This window comes from Mesorhizobium sp. B2-5-7, from assembly GCF_006440875.1.
Lineage (GTDB): Bacteria > Pseudomonadota > Alphaproteobacteria > Rhizobiales > Rhizobiaceae > Mesorhizobium > Mesorhizobium australicum.
The window spans coordinates 979,089-1,000,480 of the sequence record NZ_VFUO01000002.1; the positions used below are offsets into that span (position 1 = coordinate 979,089).

Annotated in this window: 23 protein-coding genes; 2 read left to right on the top strand and 21 right to left on the bottom strand. The window is 64.6% G+C overall.

The window, feature by feature from the left end:
* Window positions 1-69 precede the first annotated feature (69 nt).
* From FJ543_RS12255 to flhA, 7 genes are all read right to left on the bottom strand, one after another.
* Window positions 70-354, bottom strand: a complete 285-nt coding sequence (locus FJ543_RS12255; protein WP_015315878.1) for an SCP2 sterol-binding domain-containing protein — start codon at window positions 352-354, stop codon at window positions 70-72.
* Window positions 355-540: 186 nt separating this feature from the next.
* Complete coding sequence (locus tag FJ543_RS12260; RefSeq protein ID WP_140721409.1) at window positions 541-1,062, bottom strand: hypothetical protein; 522 nt, start codon at window positions 1,060-1,062, stop codon at window positions 541-543.
* Between the two features lie 29 nt (window positions 1,063-1,091).
* A complete protein-coding gene (locus FJ543_RS12265; RefSeq protein WP_015315880.1) occupies window positions 1,092-1,517 on the bottom strand; it encodes a hypothetical protein in 426 nt (141 codons plus the stop codon).
* A gap of 13 nt (window positions 1,518-1,530) precedes the next feature.
* Window positions 1,531-2,103 (bottom strand): rod-binding protein, encoded by a 573-nt coding sequence (locus tag FJ543_RS12270; protein WP_181171429.1) that lies wholly within the window; start codon window positions 2,101-2,103, stop codon window positions 1,531-1,533.
* A gap of 81 nt (window positions 2,104-2,184) precedes the next feature.
* Window positions 2,185-2,577 carry a hypothetical protein gene (locus FJ543_RS12275; RefSeq protein WP_140875232.1) on the bottom strand — a complete coding sequence of 131 codons (393 nt, stop codon included), beginning with the start codon at window positions 2,575-2,577 and terminating at the stop codon, window positions 2,185-2,187.
* A 1-nt stretch (window position 2,578) separates the two neighbouring features.
* Entirely contained in the window at window positions 2,579-3,331 is a 753-nt protein-coding gene (gene fliR, locus FJ543_RS12280) for a flagellar biosynthetic protein FliR (RefSeq protein WP_140875234.1), read from the bottom strand.
* Window positions 3,328-5,415 (bottom strand): flagellar biosynthesis protein FlhA, encoded by a 2,088-nt coding sequence (flhA, locus tag FJ543_RS12285; protein ID WP_015315887.1) that lies wholly within the window; start codon window positions 5,413-5,415, stop codon window positions 3,328-3,330. Before flhA ends, fliR begins: the two co-directional genes overlap by 4 nt.
* A 115-nt stretch (window positions 5,416-5,530) precedes the next feature.
* Between flhA and FJ543_RS12290 the strand changes: the two genes are divergently transcribed.
* Both FJ543_RS12290 and FJ543_RS12295 read left to right on the top strand, forming a co-directional pair.
* The gene (locus FJ543_RS12290; protein WP_015315888.1) at window positions 5,531-5,830 is read left to right on the top strand and encodes a putative quinol monooxygenase; all 300 of its coding nucleotides are present in this window, start codon (window positions 5,531-5,533) and stop codon (window positions 5,828-5,830) included.
* Between the two features lie 234 nt (window positions 5,831-6,064).
* Window positions 6,065-7,846 (top strand): chloride channel protein, encoded by a 1,782-nt coding sequence (locus tag FJ543_RS12295; RefSeq protein WP_140875236.1) that lies wholly within the window; start codon window positions 6,065-6,067, stop codon window positions 7,844-7,846.
* A gap of 22 nt (window positions 7,847-7,868) precedes the next feature.
* Here the strand turns inward: FJ543_RS12295 and FJ543_RS12300 are convergent, their stop codons facing one another.
* From FJ543_RS12300 to FJ543_RS12365, 14 genes are all read right to left on the bottom strand, one after another.
* On the bottom strand, window positions 7,869-9,512 hold the full coding sequence (locus tag FJ543_RS12300) for an MFS transporter (protein ID WP_140619434.1): 1,644 nt from the start codon (window positions 9,510-9,512) through the stop codon (window positions 7,869-7,871).
* A gap of 376 nt (window positions 9,513-9,888) precedes the next feature.
* Window positions 9,889-10,155 (bottom strand): flagellar biosynthesis protein FliQ, encoded by a 267-nt coding sequence (fliQ, locus tag FJ543_RS12305; protein WP_013893193.1) that lies wholly within the window; start codon window positions 10,153-10,155, stop codon window positions 9,889-9,891.
* Between the two features lie 13 nt (window positions 10,156-10,168).
* Window positions 10,169-10,576, bottom strand: a complete 408-nt coding sequence (gene flgD, locus FJ543_RS12310; RefSeq protein WP_140661809.1) for a flagellar hook assembly protein FlgD — start codon at window positions 10,574-10,576, stop codon at window positions 10,169-10,171.
* Window positions 10,576-11,019: a flagellar biosynthesis repressor FlbT gene (gene flbT / locus FJ543_RS12315; protein ID WP_015315892.1), complete on the bottom strand. Its 444-nt coding sequence runs from the start codon at window positions 11,017-11,019 to the stop codon at window positions 10,576-10,578. The genes flgD and flbT overlap by 1 nt, the downstream gene beginning before the upstream one ends.
* On the bottom strand, window positions 11,016-11,363 hold the full coding sequence (gene flaF, locus FJ543_RS12320) for a flagellar biosynthesis regulator FlaF (RefSeq protein WP_015315893.1): 348 nt from the start codon (window positions 11,361-11,363) through the stop codon (window positions 11,016-11,018). Before flaF ends, flbT begins: the two co-directional genes overlap by 4 nt.
* A gap of 28 nt (window positions 11,364-11,391) precedes the next feature.
* Window positions 11,392-12,435 carry a flagellar hook-associated family protein gene (locus FJ543_RS12325; RefSeq protein ID WP_140875239.1) on the bottom strand — a complete coding sequence of 348 codons (1,044 nt, stop codon included), beginning with the start codon at window positions 12,433-12,435 and terminating at the stop codon, window positions 11,392-11,394.
* Between the two features lie 3 nt (window positions 12,436-12,438).
* The gene (flgK, locus tag FJ543_RS12330; protein ID WP_140875241.1) at window positions 12,439-13,893 is read right to left on the bottom strand and encodes a flagellar hook-associated protein FlgK; all 1,455 of its coding nucleotides are present in this window, start codon (window positions 13,891-13,893) and stop codon (window positions 12,439-12,441) included.
* A gap of 27 nt (window positions 13,894-13,920) precedes the next feature.
* Entirely contained in the window at window positions 13,921-15,180 is a 1,260-nt protein-coding gene (locus FJ543_RS12335) for a flagellar hook protein FlgE (protein ID WP_140875243.1), read from the bottom strand.
* A gap of 79 nt (window positions 15,181-15,259) precedes the next feature.
* Window positions 15,260-15,928 carry a response regulator transcription factor gene (locus FJ543_RS12340; protein WP_015315897.1) on the bottom strand — a complete coding sequence of 223 codons (669 nt, stop codon included), beginning with the start codon at window positions 15,926-15,928 and terminating at the stop codon, window positions 15,260-15,262.
* A gap of 223 nt (window positions 15,929-16,151) precedes the next feature.
* Window positions 16,152-16,739 carry a transglycosylase SLT domain-containing protein gene (locus FJ543_RS12345; RefSeq protein WP_181173977.1) on the bottom strand — a complete coding sequence of 196 codons (588 nt, stop codon included), beginning with the start codon at window positions 16,737-16,739 and terminating at the stop codon, window positions 16,152-16,154.
* The gene (locus FJ543_RS12350) at window positions 16,669-18,048 is read right to left on the bottom strand and encodes a flagellar hook-length control protein FliK (protein WP_140875245.1); all 1,380 of its coding nucleotides are present in this window, start codon (window positions 18,046-18,048) and stop codon (window positions 16,669-16,671) included. The genes FJ543_RS12345 and FJ543_RS12350 overlap by 71 nt, the downstream gene beginning before the upstream one ends.
* Window positions 18,045-19,412 carry a chemotaxis protein MotC gene (locus FJ543_RS12355; RefSeq protein WP_140875247.1) on the bottom strand — a complete coding sequence of 456 codons (1,368 nt, stop codon included), beginning with the start codon at window positions 19,410-19,412 and terminating at the stop codon, window positions 18,045-18,047. The genes FJ543_RS12350 and FJ543_RS12355 overlap by 4 nt, the downstream gene beginning before the upstream one ends.
* Entirely contained in the window at window positions 19,409-20,773 is a 1,365-nt protein-coding gene (locus tag FJ543_RS12360; protein ID WP_140875249.1) for a MotB family protein, read from the bottom strand. Before FJ543_RS12360 ends, FJ543_RS12355 begins: the two co-directional genes overlap by 4 nt.
* Window positions 20,770-21,390, bottom strand: a complete 621-nt coding sequence (locus tag FJ543_RS12365) for a hypothetical protein (protein WP_140875250.1) — start codon at window positions 21,388-21,390, stop codon at window positions 20,770-20,772. Before FJ543_RS12365 ends, FJ543_RS12360 begins: the two co-directional genes overlap by 4 nt.
* Window positions 21,391-21,392 lie beyond the last annotated feature (2 nt).

Sequence of the window (21,392 nt, forward strand, 5' to 3'; positions counted from 1 at the left end):
TCAAACGAAACGCCGCCTGAAAAGGCGGCGTTTCGTTTACCTCGAAGTCGCTTCTGGCGGCCGCGCCTGTCAACCGATCAACTGGCTCAGCGCCATGGCGACGGTCATGTCGCCCTCGACCTTTATCTTGCCGGTCATGAACGCCATGGTCGGGTTCAGGTCGCCCGCGATCAGCGAATCCAGATCGTCGAGCGACAGCTTGATGGTGCAGTCGGCGGGAGCGTCCGTGGTCGAGACGGTCGCGCCGTCGATAACGATGACGCCGTCGCTGCCGGTGTCGAACTTCACGGAACGGTCGAAGCCGCTGCTGGCCACGCGCGACTTGATCTTCTCGGCTATATCCTGAACGCTCACGCTGTTCTCCCTGTCTGGTTGCATCTGTCACGCTACGCACTTCGGTCCAGCCGAAGTTCATGCGGCATCACTGGCGATCATGATCGCTGCCGCATATAGCTTCGGATTGACGTTTACGTCAACGCGAATTGCAGGGATTGGCCCCAACGCCGACTGCTCTAGGGCCACCGGCACCGGGCCGATGGCTTAGTGCGCGCTGACCGGCTTGGGAGTCTCGGTCGCCTGGGTGCTGGCATCCTGCCGCCGACGCAGCCAGTTGTCGCGGATCTCATCCTTGCTCAGGAAATTGACCTGGTCGATCAGGACCTCATGGACCAGGGTTGCGCCGACCCGGGTGTTGATCGTGTCGCGGATCGTGGCGCGAAAGGCATCGAGGTCGAGCGTCGCCTTCTTGGTGAAGTCGATCTGGGGGTTGGCGTAGAGATAGGTGTAGACTTGGTCGGTGATGAGCGCCTCGGCCGGGATCGACAGCTTCTTTATCTGCTCCGGCTCGACGGTGTAGACGAGCTTGGCCAGAAAATAGCCGTCGATCTTGGAGTCGTGGATCAGCGGCACCGAAATGATGTCGGTCTTGACGTAGTCCAGCCCGCCCAGCATCGGCTTGGGTTTCTCACCGACGCCCTGTTCACCGGCGGCCTGGAACGAATAGAACACCGCGCCGAGCGTGGCGGCGCAGATCCAGACCGCTATGGCGATGACCTTGATCATTCTGAACGCGAGCCCGGCATTGCCGCGCTCTAACCTTTCATCCTGCCGAACTCGCCGGCGGAGTAGGTGCCGTCGGTCTCGGCGCGCTGGATGGCACTGCGCAGCAGGCTGGCGACCTCGTTGACGGCGCTCAGATGCGCCAGGATAGCGGCTTCGTTCTTCGCCAGCTTCTGGCGCAGCCGGGTCAGGCCCTCGCGGTGCTGCTCGAGGAATTCGGCTTCGCTGCCGCCCTTCATGGCCCGGGTCAGCTCGTAGAGATAGCGGCTCTTGCGGGCGTTCGACGCCTTGAGGTCATAGCTTGTATCGCTGCGGATGCCGGCGGTCTCTTCCTCGACCACCTCCTCGATGCGGCCGATGATGGCGGCAAGGTTTCCAGGCCGCGCGAAAGGAGTCGGTGCGTCCGACGCGGTGGTGCGCGCGGGCAGCTTGGCGGTGAATTCCGAAGAGTCGGCCATGTGTTTCCCAGTCCTAGATCTTGATGTCTGTTTTTTTGGTTGTCTCGTCGCCGGTCATCGACTTGGCGGCTTTGCGCTGCAGCTCCTGGACGAGCGACGTGGACAGACGGGTCTGCTGATCGATCTCGGTTTTTTCCGGCCCATTCGAGACCGGGCCGATCGGAATCTTGCGCTTGCCGTCCATGTAGTGGTCGGCGAGCAGCGACTTGGCGATGCCGATGCCGCCGCGGTCAGCCATGACGTCGGCGACACGCTCGGCGAGCTGCGATTTCCACATGTCGCCTGCGAGACCCGTGCCATAGACGCCCTCGGTGTCCTTGGGCAGCATGTTCTGGATGAAGGTCTGCAGGACCATCGCCTCGAACTTCTTGAACTTCTTGGCCGGGTCGGCTGTTGCGGCGGCCTTGTCCGCCGTCGCGCGCGACAGGATCGAGCCGGCATCGACCGAAGCCGCGGTGTCGACCGAAAACGTGCCGGCGACGCTGCCGGCGCGCTTGGTCAGCGCGGCGCGGGCAGCCTCGATATCCATTGGATCGGCAGCTCGGACGACATCCATCACGATGTCGCTGGGTGGAGAAATCGCCAAGAAGGTCCGCCTTTTGCCGGGTTTCCTTAGCCAGGACCATGCCTCAACAAGCTTGTGGCAGGCTTGCGGGGAGTGGGAAGCCTATTCATCTGCTTTCGGATGCCGCTTCTGCGCGATCAGGTCCAGCCGCTCGCGGTCTGATCTCTCGCGCTCGTCGCGGTTGCGCAGGTCCCTGTAGGCGCGCTCGACCATGTTCGTGCGGGCGCTTGCCGCGGCGATGAGGCCGGCTTCTTGTCTCGCGCCTTCCAGGCTCTCCTCCTGGCGCACGACGGCTTGGGCGATGCGGCGATGATAGAGATCGGGGAACAGGCTGGAGAGGGAATTTTCCTGGTCGAAATGGCCGATCAATTCGCGGGCTTCGGCCTCGGCGGCGCTTGCCGCGGCGACGAAGGTGGCGTGGCGGGTTTCGTGCAGGGCTTTCAGCTGCCCCTGCACCTTGACCAGTTTCCTCAGACGATCCTTGCGCGTGCTCATGTCACCTCGCCAGCGTGAGGTCGACGAAGCCGTCGACGAACAGCGACAGCATGGTGCCGGCGGCGAAATAGAAGATCAGCATGCCGCCGGCCATGACGAAGGGCTGCGAGATGAAATAAATCGGGATCTGCGGCGTCAGCTTGTTGACGAAGCCGATCGTCAGATTGACGAGAATGGCGTAGGCGACGAACGGGCTGCCGAGGCGGATGACCAGGAAGAAAGTGTCCGACACGGTGTCGGTGATGTCGACCAGCGCCGCCTGCGGGTTGAAGAAGACGTTGACCGGCGCGACCGTGTAGGACGCCACCAGGGCGCGGACGATCTCGTGATCGAAGTCGAAGACGAACAGCATCAGCAGCGCCGAGAACGAAATGATGGCGGCAAGGGCCGCCTGCGGCTCCGGTTCCTCGATCGCCGGTCCGCCGGAACCGCCGTAGCCGATCAGCATGGCGATGGCCGAGCCCATGAAGCGAAGCGCCTCCATGTAGAGCCTGGCCATGGCGCCGATCAGCCCGCCGACCAGCAACTCCGAGATGATCATCGGCACCAGGATTTGCGGACGCGGATCAACGAAGGGAAAGATCTTGTCCCACAGGAAGGCAAGCAGGCCCCCCGTGGCGGCGACCGCGACGAACAGCCTGACCTGCACCGGGACGCGGGCGCTGGACAGGCCCGGCATCAGCATGAAACAGGCGCCGATGCGGCAGAAGGCGAGGAACGCCGCGATGACGACGGCCTGCGAGAGAACGCTCACGATATGGTCCCGAGCACTCTGATCTCGACGCCCTTGGCGATTTCGACATGGGAGAGCACCGGCAGCGTGGTGAACAGGCGCTCGATGATCATGCGCACATAGGGGCGGGCGTCGGGCGCGGTGACGAGGACAAAACGCTCGCCGGCTTCGAGGTGTTTCTTGATCGCCTTGGTGGCGTCCTGGCCGAATTCCTCCAACTGGCGCGGATCGATGTCGAATTCGCGCACCTCGCCCTTGGCGTCGCGCTTGAGGCTCTGGTGGAAGGCAAGGTCCCAGCGGTTGCCGAGGCGCAGCACCTTGAGCACGCCGCCTTCGGAGAGGTCGCCGCAGATCTGCTGGGCCATGCGGATGCGCACATGCTCGACGATCTGCTCGGTGCGGCGCACATGCGGCGCGATCTCGGCGATGGCCTCGATGATGAGATGCAGATTGCGGATCGAGACGCGTTCGGCAAGCAGCAGCTTGAGCACCGCCTGCAGGCCGGGATAGGAGATGTGGGTGGTGCAGATCTCGTCGGCGAGCTTGCGGTATTCCTGGTCCTGGCGTTCGAGCAGCGCCTTCATGTCCTTGTAGGACAGGAGCTGCGGCAGGTTGTTGCGGATGACTTCCGAGAGATGGGTGAGCAGCACCGACATGTTGTCGGCGAAGGTGAAGTTCTCGCGCTTCAGATCCTCGGCGAAGGTTTCCATGACGGAGTAGGCGCGCATGCCGAAGGCGGGCTCGCGAATTTCCTCGCCGGGGATTTCGGGTATGTCGCGGTTGCCGAGCAGCACCATGATCTCGCCGACGCGCATCGAATATTCGGCGACCACGGTGCCGTGCACCTTGATCTGGTAACTTTTCGGCGGGATGGCGAAGTCATCGGCGACGCGCACTTCCGGCACGACGAAGCCATACTGCTGGGCGAATTTTTTGCGCATCTTGGACATGCGGAAGACCAGTTCTTGGTGCGAGACCAGGAGCCGGGTGGAAAGCTGCTTGCCGATCAGCAGTTCGATCTCGGCGGTGGCGAGCGAGGCCTTGACCGAGTTCTTTTCTTCCTCGGCCTTGCTCGCTTTTTCCTGGCTCTTCAGCGCCTCGGCCTCGGCGACGGCCCGGTTGTGGCGCATTGGGATGACATAGCCGAGGCCGGCCATGCCGGCGGCGAGCGCGAAGAACGGGAACAGCGGCAGGCCGGGCATCAGGCCGAGCAACACCAGCAGTGCGGCCGCCACGTAGAGCGCGCGCGGATGGGCGCCGAGCTGGCCGAACACGGCCTGGTTGGTCGAGCCGCGCGTGCCGCCCTTGGAGACCAGCAGGCCGGCGGCGAGCGAGACGATGAGCGCCGGGATCTGGGTGACGAGACCGTCGCCGACCGACAGCTTGATGAACACGTCGGCGGCTTCGCCCATGCCCATGCCGTGCCTGATGTAGCCGATGGCGATGCCGCCGACGATGTTGATGGCGGTGATGATGAGGCCGGCGATGGCGTCGCCGCGGACGAATTTCGAGGCGCCGTCCATCGAACCGAAGAAGGAGGATTCCTCTTCCAGTTCGCGGCGGCGCAGTTGCGCGGTCTTGTCGTCGATCATGCCGGCGGAGAGGTCGGCGTCGATCGACATCTGCTTGCCGGGGATGGCGTCGAGGGTGAAGCGCGCACCGACCTCGGCGATACGGGTGGCGCCCTTGGTGATGACGATGAAGTTCACCACGATCAGGATCATGAAGACGATCAGGCCGATGACGAAATCGCTGGCCATCACCAGCTTGGAGAAGCCGGCGATGACATAGCCGGCGGCGTGCGTGCCCTCATTGCCATGCGACAGGATCATGCGCGTGGTGGCGATGTTGAGCGACAGGCGCAGCATGGTGGCAATGAGCAGCACGGTCGGGAAGGACGAGAAATCGAGTGGCCGCTGGATCCACAGCGCCACCATCAGGATCAGCACCGAAAGCGCGATCGAGAAGGCAAGCCCGATGTCGATGAGAAAGGCCGGGATCGGCAGGAACAGCACGGCCAGGATGACGACGATGCCGAGCGCGAAGAAGACGTCGCGGCCGTTCTTGGCCACCGCGCCGGGCTGGATGCTTTCGCTGATCGCCATTCTCGTCCTCGAAACCCTGGGCTGCCGAGCATGCGACAGCCCGGCGAGGGTAGCTGGCCAAGCTTGCGCGAGGGTGGGAGAGTGACGGAATCGACTCTCTCGCGAAGGACACCTCATGCTGCTGATCATCGGTACGATCCGCCTGCCGCCCGACAGGCTCGACGAGGCAAGGCCGGTGATGGAGCGCATGGTTCGCGCCAGCCGCGCCGAGGACGGCTGCCTTGAATATTCCTATGCGCAGGATGTGCTTGATCCCGGATTGATCCGGATCACCGAGGTGTGGCGCGCCAGACCGGCCCTGGATGCGCATTTCCGCTCGCCGCATCTTGCCGACTGGCGCGCGAGCTGGCCGGGGCTCGGCATCGGCGAGCGCAATCTCGTGCTCTACGAGGCCGGCGAAGCCATGCCGACCTGAGCGGTCCGGCGCCCGGATCCTTGCCGCGCTCCGGCTCGGTGTACGCATTGTGCTGAAAGGGCACGGTTAGTTCGCAACTGTCGGGCGGCCCCGTCGGCCCAAAGCGGGAAAGGCCGGATCGGGCGGTTTCGCGGCCATAATGGCGCCTTTGATGTCGGCATTGTGGTTGTCACGACGTGCTGCCCGGCGTATCAGGCGGGTCTTCCTTTGCCTTGATATCGGCGAGCCGCCCCGGTGCTTTCCAGAAACCAACCCCAAGTCTACGCCCGCCGGCTGCGCGCGGTTCTTTTGAGGTCAGTCCCTCTGCTGGAGGCGCGCGGTATCGCCGTCGTCATGCTGGCGGGCGTTATCGGCGTCATGGCTGGCATACTGGTCACCGCGATGAGCCAGATCGTACAGGACCTGCACGGGCTGCTGTTCGGCGTCCAGCCCGGCGGGCGCCTGTCTGGCATGTTCTCGCTCGCCAATCCGATACAGGCGCTGATCCCGGCGATCGGCGGTATCCTGCTCGGGATATCGGTGGTCTGGCTGAGGCTCCGGAAATTCCGCACGCCGGTCGATCCGATCGAGGCCAACGCGCTCTATGGCGGGCGCATGTCTCTGACCGATACCTTCATCATCGTCGTGCAGACGATGATTTCCAGCGGCTTCGGCGCTTCGGTCGGTCTGGAGGCGGGCTACACGCAGGTCGGTTCAGGCGTCGCCTCACGGCTGGCGCGCGCTTTCCGGTTGCGCCGCAACGACGTCCGCATCCTGGTTGGCTGTGGTGCCGCCGGCGCCATATCGGCCGCCTTCGACGCGCCGCTGACGGGCGCCTTCTACGGTTTCGAACTGGTCATCGGCATCTACTCGGTCGCCAATGTCGCCCCCGTCATGACGGCCGCGATCTCGGCGTCGCTGACGGCGGAAGTGTTCGGCGGCGTGCCCTTTCCGCTCGAGCTTTCAGGGTTGCCGCAACTCACCGCCAGCCAATATGTGCCTTTCCTGTTGCTCGGCCTGCTTGGCGGTGCTGCCTCGATCGCCATCATGCAACTGGTGACGTTGATCGAGCGCGGGTTCAACAGGCTGTCGGTCGATGCCTCGCTGCGCCCCGTCATCGGTGGTGTGCTGGTCGGCCTCCTCGGCCTGATCACGCCGCAGGTCCTGTCCAGCGGCCACGGCGCGCTGCATCGCGAGTTCGCCATGAATTACGGGCTGGCGGTGGTGGCCAGCGTCTTCGTGCTGAAGCTGGCGGCGTCGGCGATCTCACTGGGTTCGGGCTTTCGCGGCGGATTGTTCTTCGCCTCGCTGTTCCTTGGTGCGCTGCTCGGCAAGTCGTTCGCCGGTGTCATGGCGCTCGTGTCGCCGGCGACCGGGATCGACCCCGCCGTCGCCGCCGTTGTCGGCATGACGTCGCTTGCCGTCGGCGTCGTCGGCGGGCCTCTGACCATGACCTTCCTGGCGCTGGAATCGACCCGCGACCTGACGCTCACCGGCGTGGTGCTGGCCGCCTCGATCATGGCGGCGATCCTGGTGCGCGAGACCTTCGGTTATTCGTTCTCGACCTGGCGCTTCCACCTGCGCGGCGAGACGATCCGCAGCGCCCACGATGTCGGCTGGATGCGCAGCCTGACCGTCGGCTCGATGATGCGCGAGGACATCAAGACCGTCGATGCGTCGACGACGCTGGCCGCCTTCCGCAAGGAATTCCCGCTGGGCTCGGCCCAGCGCGTGATCGCCGTCGACCCGGGGGATGAGTATGTCGGCGTGCTGATCGTGGCCGAACTGCACAGCGATCCCTCCGGGGGCGAGGTGCCGGTGCGCGACCTTGCCCAGTACAAGGATGCTGTCCTGGTGCCCAGCATGAACGTGCAGGCCGCCGCCGAGACCTTCCAGCGCGCCGGCGCCGAGGAACTGGCCGTGGTCGAGGACTTCGCCGACCACATCGTGCTCGGGCTGCTGACCGAGGGCCATTTGATGCGGCGCTATGCCGAGGAACTCGAAAAGGCCCGCCGGGACCTGTCGGGAGAGGGGTAGGCGCCGCGAACCTTTGAATTCGTCAGTGCTCGATCGGCCCCTTGGCCATCACCAACGCGGTGCCGGCGGTCGTCGGACGCTCGATGACGCGGCGCACGCGCGGCGGCTCGTTGCCCGAGTGCAGCGCCCGCAAGCGTTCGCCGACCATGGCGTCGGCTTGGGTGATGCGACCGTTATGCCTGACATATTCGAGCCAGGTCGGCGTGTGGTAATGCTCGATCCAGATCGCCGGATTTTCGAGATCGCGCGCCAGTGTCCAGTTGCGGGCGCCGTCGCGGCGGCGGATGCGGCCGCGCTCGGCCATGGTGGCGAGGAATTCCGCCTCGTCCTCGTGCCGGATGATGTATTCGATCATAATGGCGATCGGACCGCTGCGCGGCTTCAGGTCGAGTGCCAGGTGGGGCTCCTTGAAGCGGTTGAGCGGGTCGAGGTTGAGCACCTGCTGTTGCGGCAGCGGCAGCACGAGGCCGATGGCGCCGCCGGCCAGCATGGCGATGGCCGCGGCGATCAGCGCCGTCTCGGCGCCATGCGCGTCGGCGACGACACCCCAGATCCAGCTGCCCAGTGCTATGCCGCCGAAGGTTGCGGTCTGGTAGACCGACAGAACCCGGCCGACCACCCAGCGCGGTGTCGCCATCTGCACGGTGACGTTGAAATGCGAGAGCGCGATCACCCAGCAGGCACCGCCGACCAGCAGGCCGAGCGAGGTCTGCCAGGCATGCTGGCTGACGGCGGCGTTGAAGGCGCAGGCCGCAAAGCCGGCGAAGGCACAGCGCACCATCGTCTCGCTGGAGAGCAGCTGCCGCAGCCGCACGCTGATCAGCGCCCCGCCGACGGCGCCGATGCCGAAGGCGCCCAGCATGATGCCGTAGGTCAGCGCATCGCCCTTGACGACGTCGCGCGCCACCAGCGGCAGCAGCGCCAGCACCGCGCCGGCGCTGAAGCCAAAGGCGGCGCCCCTGACCAGCACCTTGCCGATATTGGGCGACATGGCGACGTAGCGCAGGCCGGCGCCCATGGCGGCCCCCAATGACTCGCGCGGCAAGGTCGAGGCCGGCAGATCCGGCTTCCAGCGTGCGAGCACGACGATAAGCCCGACATAGCTCACCGCGTTCGCCGCGAAGGCCGCGGCCGCGCCGGCGGCCGCGACGATGATGCCACCGATTGCCGGGCCGACGCTGCGTGTCAGGTTGAAGCCCATGGAATTCAGCGCCACGGCGGCAGGCACCTTGTTGCGCGGAACGATGTCGCCGACGGAGGCCTGCCATGACGGGCTGTTGAGTGCCGTGCCGCTGTCGATCAGGAAGGTAAAGGCCAGCAGCGTCCACGGCGTGATCAGGTCCAAATAGGTGAACGCGGTCAAAAGCACCGAAACGACCAGCATGAAGGTCTGGGCGACCAGCATCACCTTGCGGCGATCGAAGCTGTCGGCGATGGCGCCGGCGACAAGCGCGAACAGCATGATCGGCAAGGTGGTCGAGGCCTGGACCAGGGCGACCTGATAGGGCGAGGTGGCGATGGTGGTCATCATCCAGGCGGCGCCGACGCCCTGGATCAAGCCGCCGAAATTGGAGACGAGGCTCGCGCCCCATACGGCCCGGAAGATGCCATGCCGGAACGGCGCCAGCGCCGAGACGCTTTCGCTATCCGGCTTCTCGTCAATCATGGATGGGTTCCTGCCACGGCGCGCTGATCCTTGCGGGAATCCGTTTCCCCGCATGATTTGCCGAAACTATGGCATCGCGGCGCAAAGGGCGAATGCCTTGCAGGGAAGATCATGGTCCAACAAGGGGATAGCGAAGGGCCACACGCTGGCGCCGCCACCGCAAACCGTCGCGCCCTGAATGGCACTCCACAGCATGTCGCGGCGAACCGGATTCGCCCGACCTGCTGTAAGCTTCTGATTCTATGCACGTCGTTGTTCCGGAACCGGGAACCACTTCCGGGCGACATGCATTAGCCGCAACCCGGACGCCTGCTAGCTGCGTTCCATCCCGGCGCAAATCTGGGCGGAAGCGTCGAGCACCCTTGCTGGAAATCGCTCAGAAACCGTTCTGGATGCGCTCGAAGATGACATTGGTGAAGGCCGATATCTGGCCGCCGATGAAGGGACCCGTAAGCGCCACCACCAGCATGATGGCGACGATCTTGGGCACGAAGGTCAAGGTGATTTCCTGGACCTGTGTCAACGCCTGGATCAAGGCGATGCCAATGCCGACCGCCATGGCGACCAGTACCACCGGAGCGGATGCGGTCAGCACCGTCCACACCGCATACTGGACGATGTCGAGTGCGTCGGCCTCATTCATGTCGGCGGTTGGCCTAGCTCGCCGGCTTGATCGACACGCCCGCGCCGACAGGGACCGTGGTGCCATCCTGCAGCACCGCGATCAGTCCGTTGCTGCCAAGCGTCACCGACGCCACCGTGCCCGTTGTCTTGCCGTCGGCCGAGGTGATGTTGCGGCCTATGAGAGCGTCGGCCTGCGACAGCGCCGAGGACTGCATGATCTGGTCGAGCTTGGTGTTGGTCTGCACCGATTGCTCGACCTGGGAGAAGGTGGCGAGCTGGGCGACATACGCCGTCGAATCCATCGGTTTGGTCGGATCCTGGTTCTTCATCTCCGCGATCAGAAGCTTCAGGAAGGACTGATAGTCGACCGCCGTCTTCGAGGTCGACGTGGTGGTCTGGTTGGCGCCAACCGGCACCGTCGTCGTCATGTCCACGGTCATCAGTATCGTGCTCCCACGGCCAGCGGGCGCGCGGCGCCCGGAACATCGTCATTGCCGCCAAGTGCGCGGCGTTCGAGAGGATAAAGCGAACGGATCGCCTTCAAGGCCTCGTAGATGTGATCCTCGCCGACCATGCGGTCGACCTGTTTCAGCGCGCTGCCGATCTCGGCGTCTTCGAAACTTGCAATGAGCAGTGGCAGCGAGCGGCGGAACATCTCGCGCGCTTCGTCGGCACCAGCGGGGTTTATCAGCATGACCTGCACGATGAAATAGAGCTGCCGCAATGGCGTCGACGCGTCGTCTGCTTGGATCACATGGCTCTCGAGCAGGAACTGCACGTCGTTCATCAGCTCGATGGTGACCTTGCGGTCGACGCGGATGACCGCGCCATTGATGTAGATCTTCTCATTGGGCTTCAGCGATAACTTCAACGTGTTGGTCATTGAATGCCGTCGCGGATGATCTGGGATACTTCGATCAGCCCCTCGAAATTGTCGGTGCGGCCCTGGCGGATGTCCTCGGCCTCCCGCAGCAGCCACAGGCCGATGGAGATCAGGTTGGCGCGCAACTCCTTGGGGAGTGCATTGTCGCTGGAGCCGAGATCCTCGACGAAGGTGGTCCAGACGCGATTGGTGAAATGCAGCGCCTCGACCGCCTCCATCGAATGCTGGCCTGCCGCGGCGGCGGCCGACAGCATGTCGATCGAGCGGGTCAGGAGGTCCCGCTCGCGGTCCTTGGCGTCCGCGACGGAGGTGCTCTGAACGTCGGCGTAGGAGAATTGGTACATCGGTGGCTCTACCGTTCCGCTGGAGGTGTCAGGTCAGGTAATTCAACAGGCTGAGCTGCTGCAGGCGCGCCGTCAGGGCGAAAGACGTCTCGATATGCTGCGTCAGATTGGCGACGCGGGTCGCCGCTTCCGCCGGATCGACTGCCTCGAGATCCAGAATGTGCCGTTCGAACAGGTCGATCTGCGTCTTCATGCGGTCGCTGGCATCGGAGACGCGCTTCTCCACGATGCCGGTCTGGGATTGGACCTGCGCGATGCCGCTCAGCGCCTCGCCGACCAATTTCTGCGAGTGGTCGATGATGGTGTCCTTCGCCGCCTGGCTGATGTTGGTGGACATCAGGCTGGAGACCAAGGCCGCCGCCATGGCGAGCTTCCTGATGCCGTCGCTGTTGGCCCCGGTCGAGGTCTCGGTGGTTTCGTTGAGCGCGATGCGGCTGACGATCTGCTGGTCGGTCGCATTCGACATGTTGGTCTGCCAGCCCGCGCCGAGGAACTGGGGCGTGACATCGTTGGTGATGAAATCGTCCATCTGGGCCGCGGTGATGTTGGCCGCGGCCGGGTCACTGGGCGGGAAGCCGAACTTGGCGACGAAGGAGGCGTCAAAGGCAGCCTTGGCGGGAGAGCCGGCGGCGGTGAAATCGTTGATCGGCTTGACGTCGGTGTTGGTGCCAGCGAACAAATATTCGCCGTTGACGCTGGTGTTGAGGATCGACGTAAGCTGCTGGATCGTTGTCTGGCCGGTCGATTGGGTCAGGCTGTCGGAGTTGTCGCCCGACGACGCGGTGGTCAGGCTGGACAGGAAAGTCTGCGCGACGCTGGAGAGCTGGCCGAGCGAGGTCTGGGTGGATGAGAGCCGGGCGGCCACCAGTCCGTTGGAATCGACAACGACGTTGAGCCGGTCGAGGTCGCGCGAAAAGGTGACGGACTGGGCGGTACGCCCACCAAGTGCCAGACCGACATCGGCGACCTTGCCGGTCGAGGACTCTTTCGTGGCTTTGACGAGATCGGCCTGCATGCGCATCTGCTGATAGCGCATGGCATTCGTAAGGGCAGCAGAGGAGACAAAGGTCATGGCTTATCCCACCGCGCTCAACAGCGCCGTCATCATGTCGTCGATGGTCTTCATCATCCGGGCGGATGCCTGATAGGTGTGCTCGAGATCGAGCATCAGCGACATTTCCTGATCGACATTGACGCCCGTTGCGTTGGACAAGGCATCGGCACTGCGCTGTGCCAGGGCTTCCTTGGCGTCGGCGGCGGTCGAAGCCTGCTGACGAACGCCCTGCAACCAGCCGATCGAATTGGCGGCGTAGTCGGCAACGCTGGAGGTTGCCGAAATCCCGGCCGATGGATCGAACGTCATCGGTTTGTCCAGCTGGTCGCCATAGGCGACCAGAAGGTTGGAGTATGAAGCCCCGCCAGTGGTGTTGGCGACGTAGGCGACGCCATTGGCGCCCCCATCGCGCAGCAATGTCGGGTTGCCGCCAGTGCTGGGATCCATCGCGGCATTGATCTTGATCGTTCCAGCAAGGCCGTCGACGAGCGTGCCCGCGGCTGGCACCGCCGGTGCGCCCGACCAGGTGAACAGGCCCGCCGCGTTGGGCATCGACGGTGCCGTTTCGGCAAAGGCGGTGATCAGGCCGCGCGCGGTTTCGTCGAGCTGGCTCTGCATGGTCGAGGCGACGCCGTCGCGCAATTGCAGCAGGCCGGCAATGGTGCCGCTGGCGGTGGTGTTGCCGCCGCTGCCCGCCGAGACCGGTACGTTGTCGATATAGACCGTGTTGCCGGCCGCACCCGCGGCGTACCCCGAAGACGGGGCGAAGCTGACGGTGCGTGGGATCGTCTCGAACAATGTCGTGCCGTCACCCGTGGTGATGACCATGTCGTTGTCGCCACGCGTGAAGGTCGACACCGGAATGTAATTGGCGATCTTCTTCAACAATGCGTCGCGTTGGTCGAGCGCATCGGAAACGTCGGTGCCTGAACGGGTTCCGGACATGACCGCGGTGTTGGCATCCTGGAACTGGTTGAGCAGCGAGTTGAGATCCTTGACGGCGGTATCGATCTGGCCGTCGGTTTGGGTACGAAAATCCTGAATGGCCTTGGAGCCTTCATTCAGGGACCGCACGACCTGTTTGGCCGCGTCGATCACGCTCAAGCCAAGATTCTGGTTGGACGGCGAGGTGGCGTACAGCTGCAGCGCCTGCTGCAGATTGCCGATCGCTGTCGAAGGCGAGGAGGCGTTGTCGACGCCATTCACCGATACGTCGAGCTGATCCATGCCGTTGTAGAGCGCGCTCTGGCCGGCATAGGCGGACAGAGCGCCGAGGTTCTGGCGAAACAGCAGGTCGTTGGCCGCACGCTGGACATCAACCGAACGCGCGCCGGGCGTCGTGCTGGTGACCAGCGCGATGCGGCGCGAATAGTTCGGATTGTCGGCGTCTGCCACGTTGCGCGTGACGACGCTTGTCTGCCGCGAGGTGGCCAGAAGCGCCGATTGGGCGATGCTCAGTGCGGAGGAAAGCGACATGCTGGTCTTTCACGGGCGAAGCCCGGTTTATCTCTTCAGGTTGACAAGGACGTCCATCAGGTCGGAACCGGTCTGGAAGACTTTGGAATTGGCGGTGTAGCTGCGCTGGGCCGCGATCATGTCGGTCAATTCCTCCGCGATATCGACGTTGGAATTTTCGAGCGCGCCCGAGATGATCGAACCGGCCTTGCCTTCGTTGGCAAAGCCGACACGGACCGCACCGGAGTCGGTGCCTTGCGCGTAGACATTGCCAGGCAGCGCCTTGAGCTGGTCAGGGCTCTGCACGTCGGCCAGCGGAATTTTGTAGAGCGGCTTGGAGGTGCCGTCCTTGTACTGGGCGTAGATGGTGCCGTCCTTGCTGATCTGCACCTTGTCGATGGTGCTCGGCGCGTTGCCGTTCACCTGGGCGTCGGTGACGGTGAAGCCGGTGCCGAGTTGGGTCAGCTTCGACAGGTCGAGGGCAAGGCTGGCGCCGCCCGGTACGGTGAATGAAACGCCGGTCGGGGTGCCGGTGAGCTTGCCGGTGGTGGTATCGAAGGTCAGGTTGGCCGTGCCCAGGGCGCCGCCGGCAGCGTAGGGGAAGCCAGTTCCGGCCGTCGCCTTCGACTGGTCGAAGACCGCCACCTCCCAGGTGCCTGCGCCGGTGTTGGTGAAATAGACGTCGAGCAACTTCTTGTTGCCGAGATTGTCATAGGCGACCATCGACGATTTCGAAGTATACTGCGCTCCCGCCGAGTTCGTGCTGGGCAGGTTGCCGGCAGCGACCGGTGTCGCACCTGCCGGCAGATTGCCGCTGAAATTGCCTAGGGTGCTCGGCGTCGCGGTCAGTCCCTGGTCGGAGATGACAACCGGCTCGAGACCTTCGAAGCCGTTCACCGTGGCCGCCGGCGTGCCATTGGCGTAGCTGTAGGCCATCAGCTGGAAACCGGCGGCATTGACCAGCCGGCCCTGTGCGTCGGGGACGAAGGCGCCGGCGCGGGTCAGGAAAGGCGTGCCGCTTGGATCCTGGACGACGAAGAAACCATCGCCGCTGACGGCAAGGTCGGAGACCGAGGTCGTGTATTGAAGCACGCCCGGATCGCTGACCGCCTGGCGGATCGTGGTGGTGACGCCGCCGGAATTATAGGCGCCACCGGTCGACGGCATGATCAATGTCGAAAATTCGGCCGAGGACCGCTTGTAGCCGGTGGTATCGGAGTTGGCGATGTTGTCGGCTGTCGTCGACAGGCGGTTCGCCTGGGCGTTCATGCCCGAAACGCCGGTCCGCATCATTCCGTAGAGGCTCATCGAGATGTCTCCGCAATATCCATGCCACTGGCTTCGAGGCTACGCGTCCTGTCTTGCGCGAGGCTGGCGCGGTGCCGCATCAGAACACGAGCCGGTAGCCGAGGAAGCGCTTGGAATCGATCGGGTCGGTGCCCAGCTTTTCGCGCAGTTTCTTGCGCAACTTGCTGATGTGGCTTTCAACCACGTTCTCTTCGACCTCTTCGTCGAAGATGCCGTAAATGGCATTGAACACCTGGGTCTTGGTGACGCGGCGGCCACGGTTGCTCGCTAGATATTCCAGGATACGGCGCTCGCGGCGCGGCAAGGGCAGCGGCTGCCCGTCGATCTCGGGATCGCGGCCGTCCATGAAGATGCGCATGGCACCGATCTCGGTATAGGCGACGTCCTCGCTGGCGCGGCGGCGGATGGCGGTGATGCGGGCCAGGATTTCGCGGATGTGCACCGGCTTGCGGATGACGTCATCGACGCCGCTCTCGAACAACCGCAGCGTGTTTTCCAGCGAATGCTGCTCGCTGAGCGCAATGACCGGAGCCCCGGTGCGGTCGCGGATCTGGCGCGGCGAGATCGCGCCGTCGCGACAGTCGCCGATCAGGAAGGCCCGCACCGATCGCAGATCGGTGTCGGCGGCCGAGTTGACCCACTCGCCGAACTCGCCCGGCGCGAAACCGGCGCAGGCGATCCCCTCGCGGTCGAAAAGTGAATTGTAGCCCTCTGTCACGAGCTCTCGCTCGTCAACGATAACGATCATCGGCCCCGCCTCCGAATCAGCACATTTGCCCCGTGGGGAAAGGCGTATCCGCTGGCGGGAATCCTGAACAACCGTCATTTCTTGTAACTAGTTTCTTGGGAGTCCGGAATCGTATCGGTTGCATTAGCGTGCAGCCAGATATGCTTGGGGGCCCAAGTCTCGGCCAAGTCGAATCGATCGCTTCGCAGCCACGGGACTGATGTATTAGAAGTGGAAAATGCGCTTACGGGTTGCAGAAGGCGCGTGCGTTCGTGGTCCATTTGCCGAAGCCGGTGGCCACCATGTTGGCGATCACCCTGCAGACATAGACCTTCTGCGCCGGGTCGTTGTCGGGTCCGGCATGATAGCGGGCGACGGCCATGGACCAGGTCTCATGGCGGGCATGGAGGCTGGCCAGGAAGCGTGCCGCGTAGTCGACGTTCTGGCGCGGGTCGAGCATGTCCTCGACGCTGCGGAAATGCGAGGCATGGTAGCGATGGTTGATCTGCATGCAGCCGAGATCGATCAGCGTCTTGCCCTCGCGCTGGGCGTTGGCGAAGGCGGCAAGTGCTTCGTCCCGGCTTCTCGGGAAGACTGCTTTTCCCTCTATATTCAAGGCATTGGGTTGAAGGCTGCCCTTGTTTCCGGTTTCCGTCAACCCGACGGCATAGAGGATGCCGGCAGGCACGCCATAGCGGTCGGCGGCACGCAGGATCTCGGGTTCGCAAGGATTGGTGGCGGCGCCTGCGCTGCTCGCGAGGCTAGATAAAAACACCGCCGCCAGCGCGCTCGCGAGAAGGCGAAGCGGCGCGGCCATGTGCTTGCGCTTCATCATGATTACCCCTTGCGGATTGCTGACCTGACTGCTGGCCGCCGGTTCCACTGTTGTCGCCGCCGGAATTTCCGGGCTGGAAGGATGACGGATCGCGGCCGGGTGCAGCGCTCACGGAGGCGGTTGCATCCGTGCGGGTTGTAGAGGGAATTGCTACCGAAGGTTGCAGGATGGTGACCTTGTCAACCTCGAAGCCCAGCCCGCGTAGCGACTTGATGATCGCCTCGCTGTCACTGGAAAGCCGGCGATAGGCATCGTGTGTTTCGGGCTTCAATTCAATCGACAGTTGTTCTCCGGAGAGCCGAAGATGGGCCGTCACCATGCCCAGTTCGGCCGGGTGAAGTTCGATCTTCAACACATGTGTCGGAACGGCAACAGAGCCTGCCAGCTGCGCGGTCGCGGAAGCCGTGGAAAGCGCCTGGTTCGGACCGCCATCGGCTGAAATGGCGCCGATCACGTTGAGGGCTGCCTGGCTTATCGGTGCCTGCGGCGGGGCGGGGAAGCTGCGCTCGGAAACGACGTCGATGCGTGCCGCCGCCGACTGCTGTTTTCCCGGCTCGGACCGCAACGAGGACTGGAGATCGGCGATCGATTTCAACTGCGGCGCCGCCTGCTTCGTCTCCACGCCCGGCACCTCCGCAGGCGCCTCGGGCAAGGGGCCGGCCGCGATCGTACTGTCATGTTTCGGCGTGCCGGCGGTATCACGAATGAGCCGGCCGTCGAGTTTCGTCAACGGTCCGTCGACCAGCGATACCCGCTCGGGCTTGGCCATGGGTTCGAGACCGTCACGTCCGGCGGCGGATTTCTGCCGATAAGCGTTCGGCGGAAGCTGTCCAACGACCGCGGCGTCCTGTCCCGTTCCGGCCGCGCTCTGGTCGGCCGTTTTGGCCGATGTCGAGAAATGGCGCAGGTCATGAAACGCCATCAGCAGCGCTAGATGCTCGTCGAGCGGTGTCGCGCCCGACTCGGCGGCCGGCGCGTCGGCATCGGCATCCTTGTCCGTCCCGGCGTCCTTGCCGTCCTTCATGGATTTCGCGGCAGACGATCCGCTCGGCGTGGTCCTTGCCTTGCCGGCGGGCCTAGGCTCGTCCTCGCCTGCCTTTGCCGCAAGCTCCGCGGCAAGCTTGCTCCACCGCGGATCGCGGGAGCCTGGCTCGGCCGGTGGCTGCTTCTCCGAATGGGCAGGGCTTGCGCCGCCGTGCACCATCTCTCCGAACCCGGTGTCGTCCTTCTTTCCGGACGCGGCCGGCTGCTCTGCCGTGCGCGCGGCGGTAAATCCTGGCAGGGCCGGGCCGAGGCTGGGGGTCATTTCGGGGCGGCTCCAAGCATCTGGTCGATCAGGTCTAGCTGTCGACGGGTTTTCGTCATGGCGGCGTCGGTCGGGTCTGTCGTGTCGGCGGCGGCCGCGACCGCCGGGGCCGATGCCGGCAGAACGATTGCCGGGTCGGTTGCCGGCGCGGATGTGTTCGGCGCAGCGGGCGCAGCGGCCAAGGGCGCCACGGCCGGCTTCTCGGACACGGCACCCTCGACGGGTGGCAATCCAGCGGCATCCGTGGTCGATGCGGCCGCAATTTCGGGTTCGGGCGATGGTACGACCGGCGCGGGCGCCGGATTTGCGACCGGAAGAAAAGCAGGCGGCGCCACCACTTCGCCGGCGATGGCCTGGGCCGCGTCGAGCAAGGCCCGGTCGCCGTCCGATAATTTGCTGCGGTCGATCTTGCCAAGTTTGGTGCGCACGTCCTCGATCGTATCGGAGGTCACCGTGGACAGGCTGGAATAGAGCAGGGCGCGCGGATCGCCCTGATTGGTGTTGCCGTCGCGACCCTGTTCGGCCCGCGCCGAGGCGAAGGCCGACAAGTCACTCATGCCGTCAATCGCGGCGCGGCGCGCGATACGCAGATAGATCACCTTCTCGCGCTCGGGGTCCATCATCGAGGTGATGTCGGCCAGCTTGTCCTGGCTGATCGACATATGCAGTGCAATGACGCCGGAGACGAAGGAGTCGGCGAACTGGCTGGCGTAAGGCGAATAGAGGTAGCGCTCGACATATTGGGTGGAGGCAAGCGCGAACCGCGCCGCGTCGCCCTGCGTCACGGCAATGCCGACCGAGCGCCGCAAGGCCGCTTCCTCGACCAGAGTGCCGGGGCTGAGCAGCTTGGCTTCATCGAGCAGCGTGAGTGCGGCCGCCGGCTGATCCGTGGCAAGCAATGACCCTTTGACCAAAGCGAGGAACGCGCCGAGGTCGCCTGGCAGGGTCATCGGGTCGATCGGCCTCAGGGCTTCGATCGCCTCGCCTGGCCGGCCGTTCAGATAGTCGATCACCCCTTTGGCCATGGCAAGGTTCCGCGGATCGGAGGCGGCGCGCGATACGGCCGCCTCGACGGTCACCGGATTGCCGCCGCTCATGCCGTAGACCAGCAACGCGCGAAAATTCTTGGGATCCTTGAAATCCTCGGCATCCGCCGCGCGCAAACGCGCATCGGTCATCTCGAGCAGCTTGGCCTGCATCGGCATCGCGGCATGATCGCCGGCCGCGATGCGGTCCTGAACGAGCTGCAGCGAGCGGACCAGCTGATAAGGCTGCAGCGTGTCCTGGGCGAGGCCCGCAGACGGACAAGCCGTGGCCAGCAGCAACAGGCTTATCATGCGGCTGGTGAGCGCCGCCCGTTTCATCCGCCGGTCGCCATCAGGATCTCGATGCGGCGGTTGGCCGCCGACAGCGGATCAGCGGCATCCTTGGGCTGGCGATCGGCGAAGCCGGCAACCTCGGTGATGCGGCGTTCATCGACGCCGCCACGCACGAGCATGTAATAGGCCGAGTGCGCGCGCGCCGTCGACAGCCGCCAATTGTCGTAGCTGGCACCGCGGAAGGGACGCGCATCGGTGTGACCGTTGATGCTGATAGTGCCTTTCTGGCCGTTGACGATGCGGCCGATCTTTTCCATCGCCAGCACCAGTTCGCGGCTCGGCACCGCCGAGCCGACCTCGAACATGCCAAAGTCGAGCTGATCGGTGATGGAGATGACGACACCCTTGTCGGTGGCTTCCACCGAGACGCCGTCATGCAGCTTGTCGCCGGGCTTGAAGGCATCGGCCAGCTGTTGCTTGACGTCGGCGGCGGCCTTCAGCGCGGCGGCGGTCGGAGCCTTGTCCGTCTCGAATTTCGCGGCCTCCTGCTTCGCTGCGGCCGTGTCCGCCTTGGCCATGTCCGCGGCCTTGCCGTCTCCAGCCTCGGCCTTGGTATCGCCGGCCTTGGCATCAGCAGTCTTGACCATTGTCGCCGCGGCGTCCTTGCCATCCCCGGCCAGGGGCTCCAGTGGCGCATCCTTGATCGGCGGCGCTGGCGGCACGGCCTTGACCTTGGCGATTTGTGTCTCGGCAGCCTTGTCGCCGGGCTTGAGCGGATCGCCCTCGACCCTGGGGCGCTGGGCACTCGCCTCGGCGCCGGGCGCGGCGACCTGCTGCGACCAGAAGTCCGGCTCGAAAGGATCGCGGTAGGACGCGCCACCCGAGGCGCCCGTCGCCGGGCCGGAATTCTGCGCGCCGCCATCGCCCTTCTGGCTGACATTCTGCATGACGCCGGTATCCGTGGCGATCTCCGAAAGCACCGCATAGGGGTCGGCGAAAAGATGCTCGTCGGACTGTTGCGACTGCTGCGGCTCCTGCTCCTGTTTGCGATTGGACGAGCCCGCGGCGCCGGTGCCGTCCTGTCCAGCCTTGGTGGTCGCTTCCTGCGGGTCGTCGGCCGTCGGCCCGGCCGTGCGCGGTCCATTGCCGAGATCCTTAAGGCCCTTGCGGCTCGACTCGCGGTCGACCAGCTTGACGGGGTTGAAATAGCTGGCGACGGCCGTCTTGGTCTGTTCGTTGGCGGCATTGATCAGCCACATGACCAGGAAGAAGCACATCATCGCGGTCATGAAGTCGGCGAAGGCGATCTTCCAGACGCCGCCATGATGACCTTCGTCGTGGTCGTCATGGCCGCGCCGCACGATGATGATCTCGTGCCTGCCATGATCGGCTTCGGCGACGCTCATGACAGGACCTCGGACAGGGTTACCGACCATTCGGCCATTCGCGTTTCGAACACGGCCTCGTCGATGGTGACCATCAGGTCGAAGCCGGGCGCCTCGATGAAGTCGAGATTTGCGGCGCGGGACCCAAGCGACGCCTTCAGCGTTTCGAACAGCGAGAGCGGCCCGCGAACGGCAATGCGCACGGCTTCGCCATCGCCAACGGCTTCGCGGATCGCGCCGGCGAGCGCTTCGAGCGAGCGCTTCCGCAGATCGTCGCTGACAACGCCGCCGATGATGCGGGCGACCGTGGCGGCGACAAGATCCGTCACGCGCGCCTCCATGGCGTCGATGCGCGACGAGACCGCCTTGCCGACATCGCCGCCGAAACTGTCGAGAAAGGCCTTTGCTTCCTCGGCATTTGCCTGGCGTTCCGCTTGCAGCGTTGCTTCATGGGCGGCGGCAAGCCGTTCGCCGAGCGCCGCCTCCGCCTGGGCAACGGCTTCGGCGATCAGCGTGCCGATATCGGCCGTCGGTGCTGCCGCCTCGGGCTTGTTCTCGGCGGTGGCCTGCGGCTGGCTGGAGCGTTGCGCGCGCGTGCCGAAATCCGGGAGAAGATCAAAGAGGGCTGCGGAGGGCATGG

Bases quoted from the DNA above. Each gene is read 5' to 3' on its own strand.
- flaF (WP_015315893.1), bottom strand. From the start codon at position 11,363: ATGTACCAATTCTCCTACGCCGACGTTCAGAGCACCTCCGTCGCGGAC.
- FJ543_RS12260 (WP_140721409.1), bottom strand. From the start codon at position 1,062: ATGATCAAGGTCATCGCCATAGCGGTCTGGATCTGCGCCGCCACGCTC.
- flgD (WP_140661809.1), bottom strand. From the start codon at position 10,576: ATGACCGTGGACATGACGACGACGGTGCCGGTTGGCGCCAACCAGACC.
- FJ543_RS12335 (WP_140875243.1), bottom strand. From the start codon at position 15,180: ATGAGCCTCTACGGAATGATGCGGACCGGCGTTTCGGGCATGAACGCC.
- FJ543_RS12300 (WP_140619434.1), bottom strand. From the start codon at position 9,512: ATGATTGACGAGAAGCCGGATAGCGAAAGCGTCTCGGCGCTGGCGCCG.
- FJ543_RS12340 (WP_015315897.1), bottom strand. From the start codon at position 15,928: ATGATCGTTATCGTTGACGAGCGAGAGCTCGTGACAGAGGGCTACAAT.
- FJ543_RS12365 (WP_140875250.1), bottom strand. From the start codon at position 21,390: ATGCCCTCCGCAGCCCTCTTTGATCTTCTCCCGGATTTCGGCACGCGC.
- fliQ (WP_013893193.1), bottom strand. From the start codon at position 10,155: ATGAATGAGGCCGACGCACTCGACATCGTCCAGTATGCGGTGTGGACG.
- flhA (WP_015315887.1), bottom strand. From the start codon at position 5,415: ATGGCGATCAGCGAAAGCATCCAGCCCGGCGCGGTGGCCAAGAACGGC.
- flgK (WP_140875241.1), bottom strand. From the start codon at position 13,893: ATGTCGCTTTCCTCCGCACTGAGCATCGCCCAATCGGCGCTTCTGGCC.
- FJ543_RS12360 (WP_140875249.1), bottom strand. From the start codon at position 20,773: ATGAGCGTCGCCGAAGCCGATCATGGCAGGCACGAGATCATCATCGTG.
- FJ543_RS12290 (WP_015315888.1), top strand. From the start codon at position 5,531: ATGCTGCTGATCATCGGTACGATCCGCCTGCCGCCCGACAGGCTCGAC.
- FJ543_RS12325 (WP_140875239.1), bottom strand. From the start codon at position 12,435: ATGACCTTTGTCTCCTCTGCTGCCCTTACGAATGCCATGCGCTATCAG.
- FJ543_RS12345 (WP_181173977.1), bottom strand. From the start codon at position 16,739: ATGAAGCGCAAGCACATGGCCGCGCCGCTTCGCCTTCTCGCGAGCGCG.
- FJ543_RS12265 (WP_015315880.1), bottom strand. From the start codon at position 1,517: ATGGCCGACTCTTCGGAATTCACCGCCAAGCTGCCCGCGCGCACCACC.
- FJ543_RS12275 (WP_140875232.1), bottom strand. From the start codon at position 2,577: ATGAGCACGCGCAAGGATCGTCTGAGGAAACTGGTCAAGGTGCAGGGG.
- FJ543_RS12350 (WP_140875245.1), bottom strand. From the start codon at position 18,048: ATGACCCCCAGCCTCGGCCCGGCCCTGCCAGGATTTACCGCCGCGCGC.
- flbT (WP_015315892.1), bottom strand. From the start codon at position 11,019: ATGACCAACACGTTGAAGTTATCGCTGAAGCCCAATGAGAAGATCTAC.
- FJ543_RS12355 (WP_140875247.1), bottom strand. From the start codon at position 19,412: ATGAAACGGGCGGCGCTCACCAGCCGCATGATAAGCCTGTTGCTGCTG.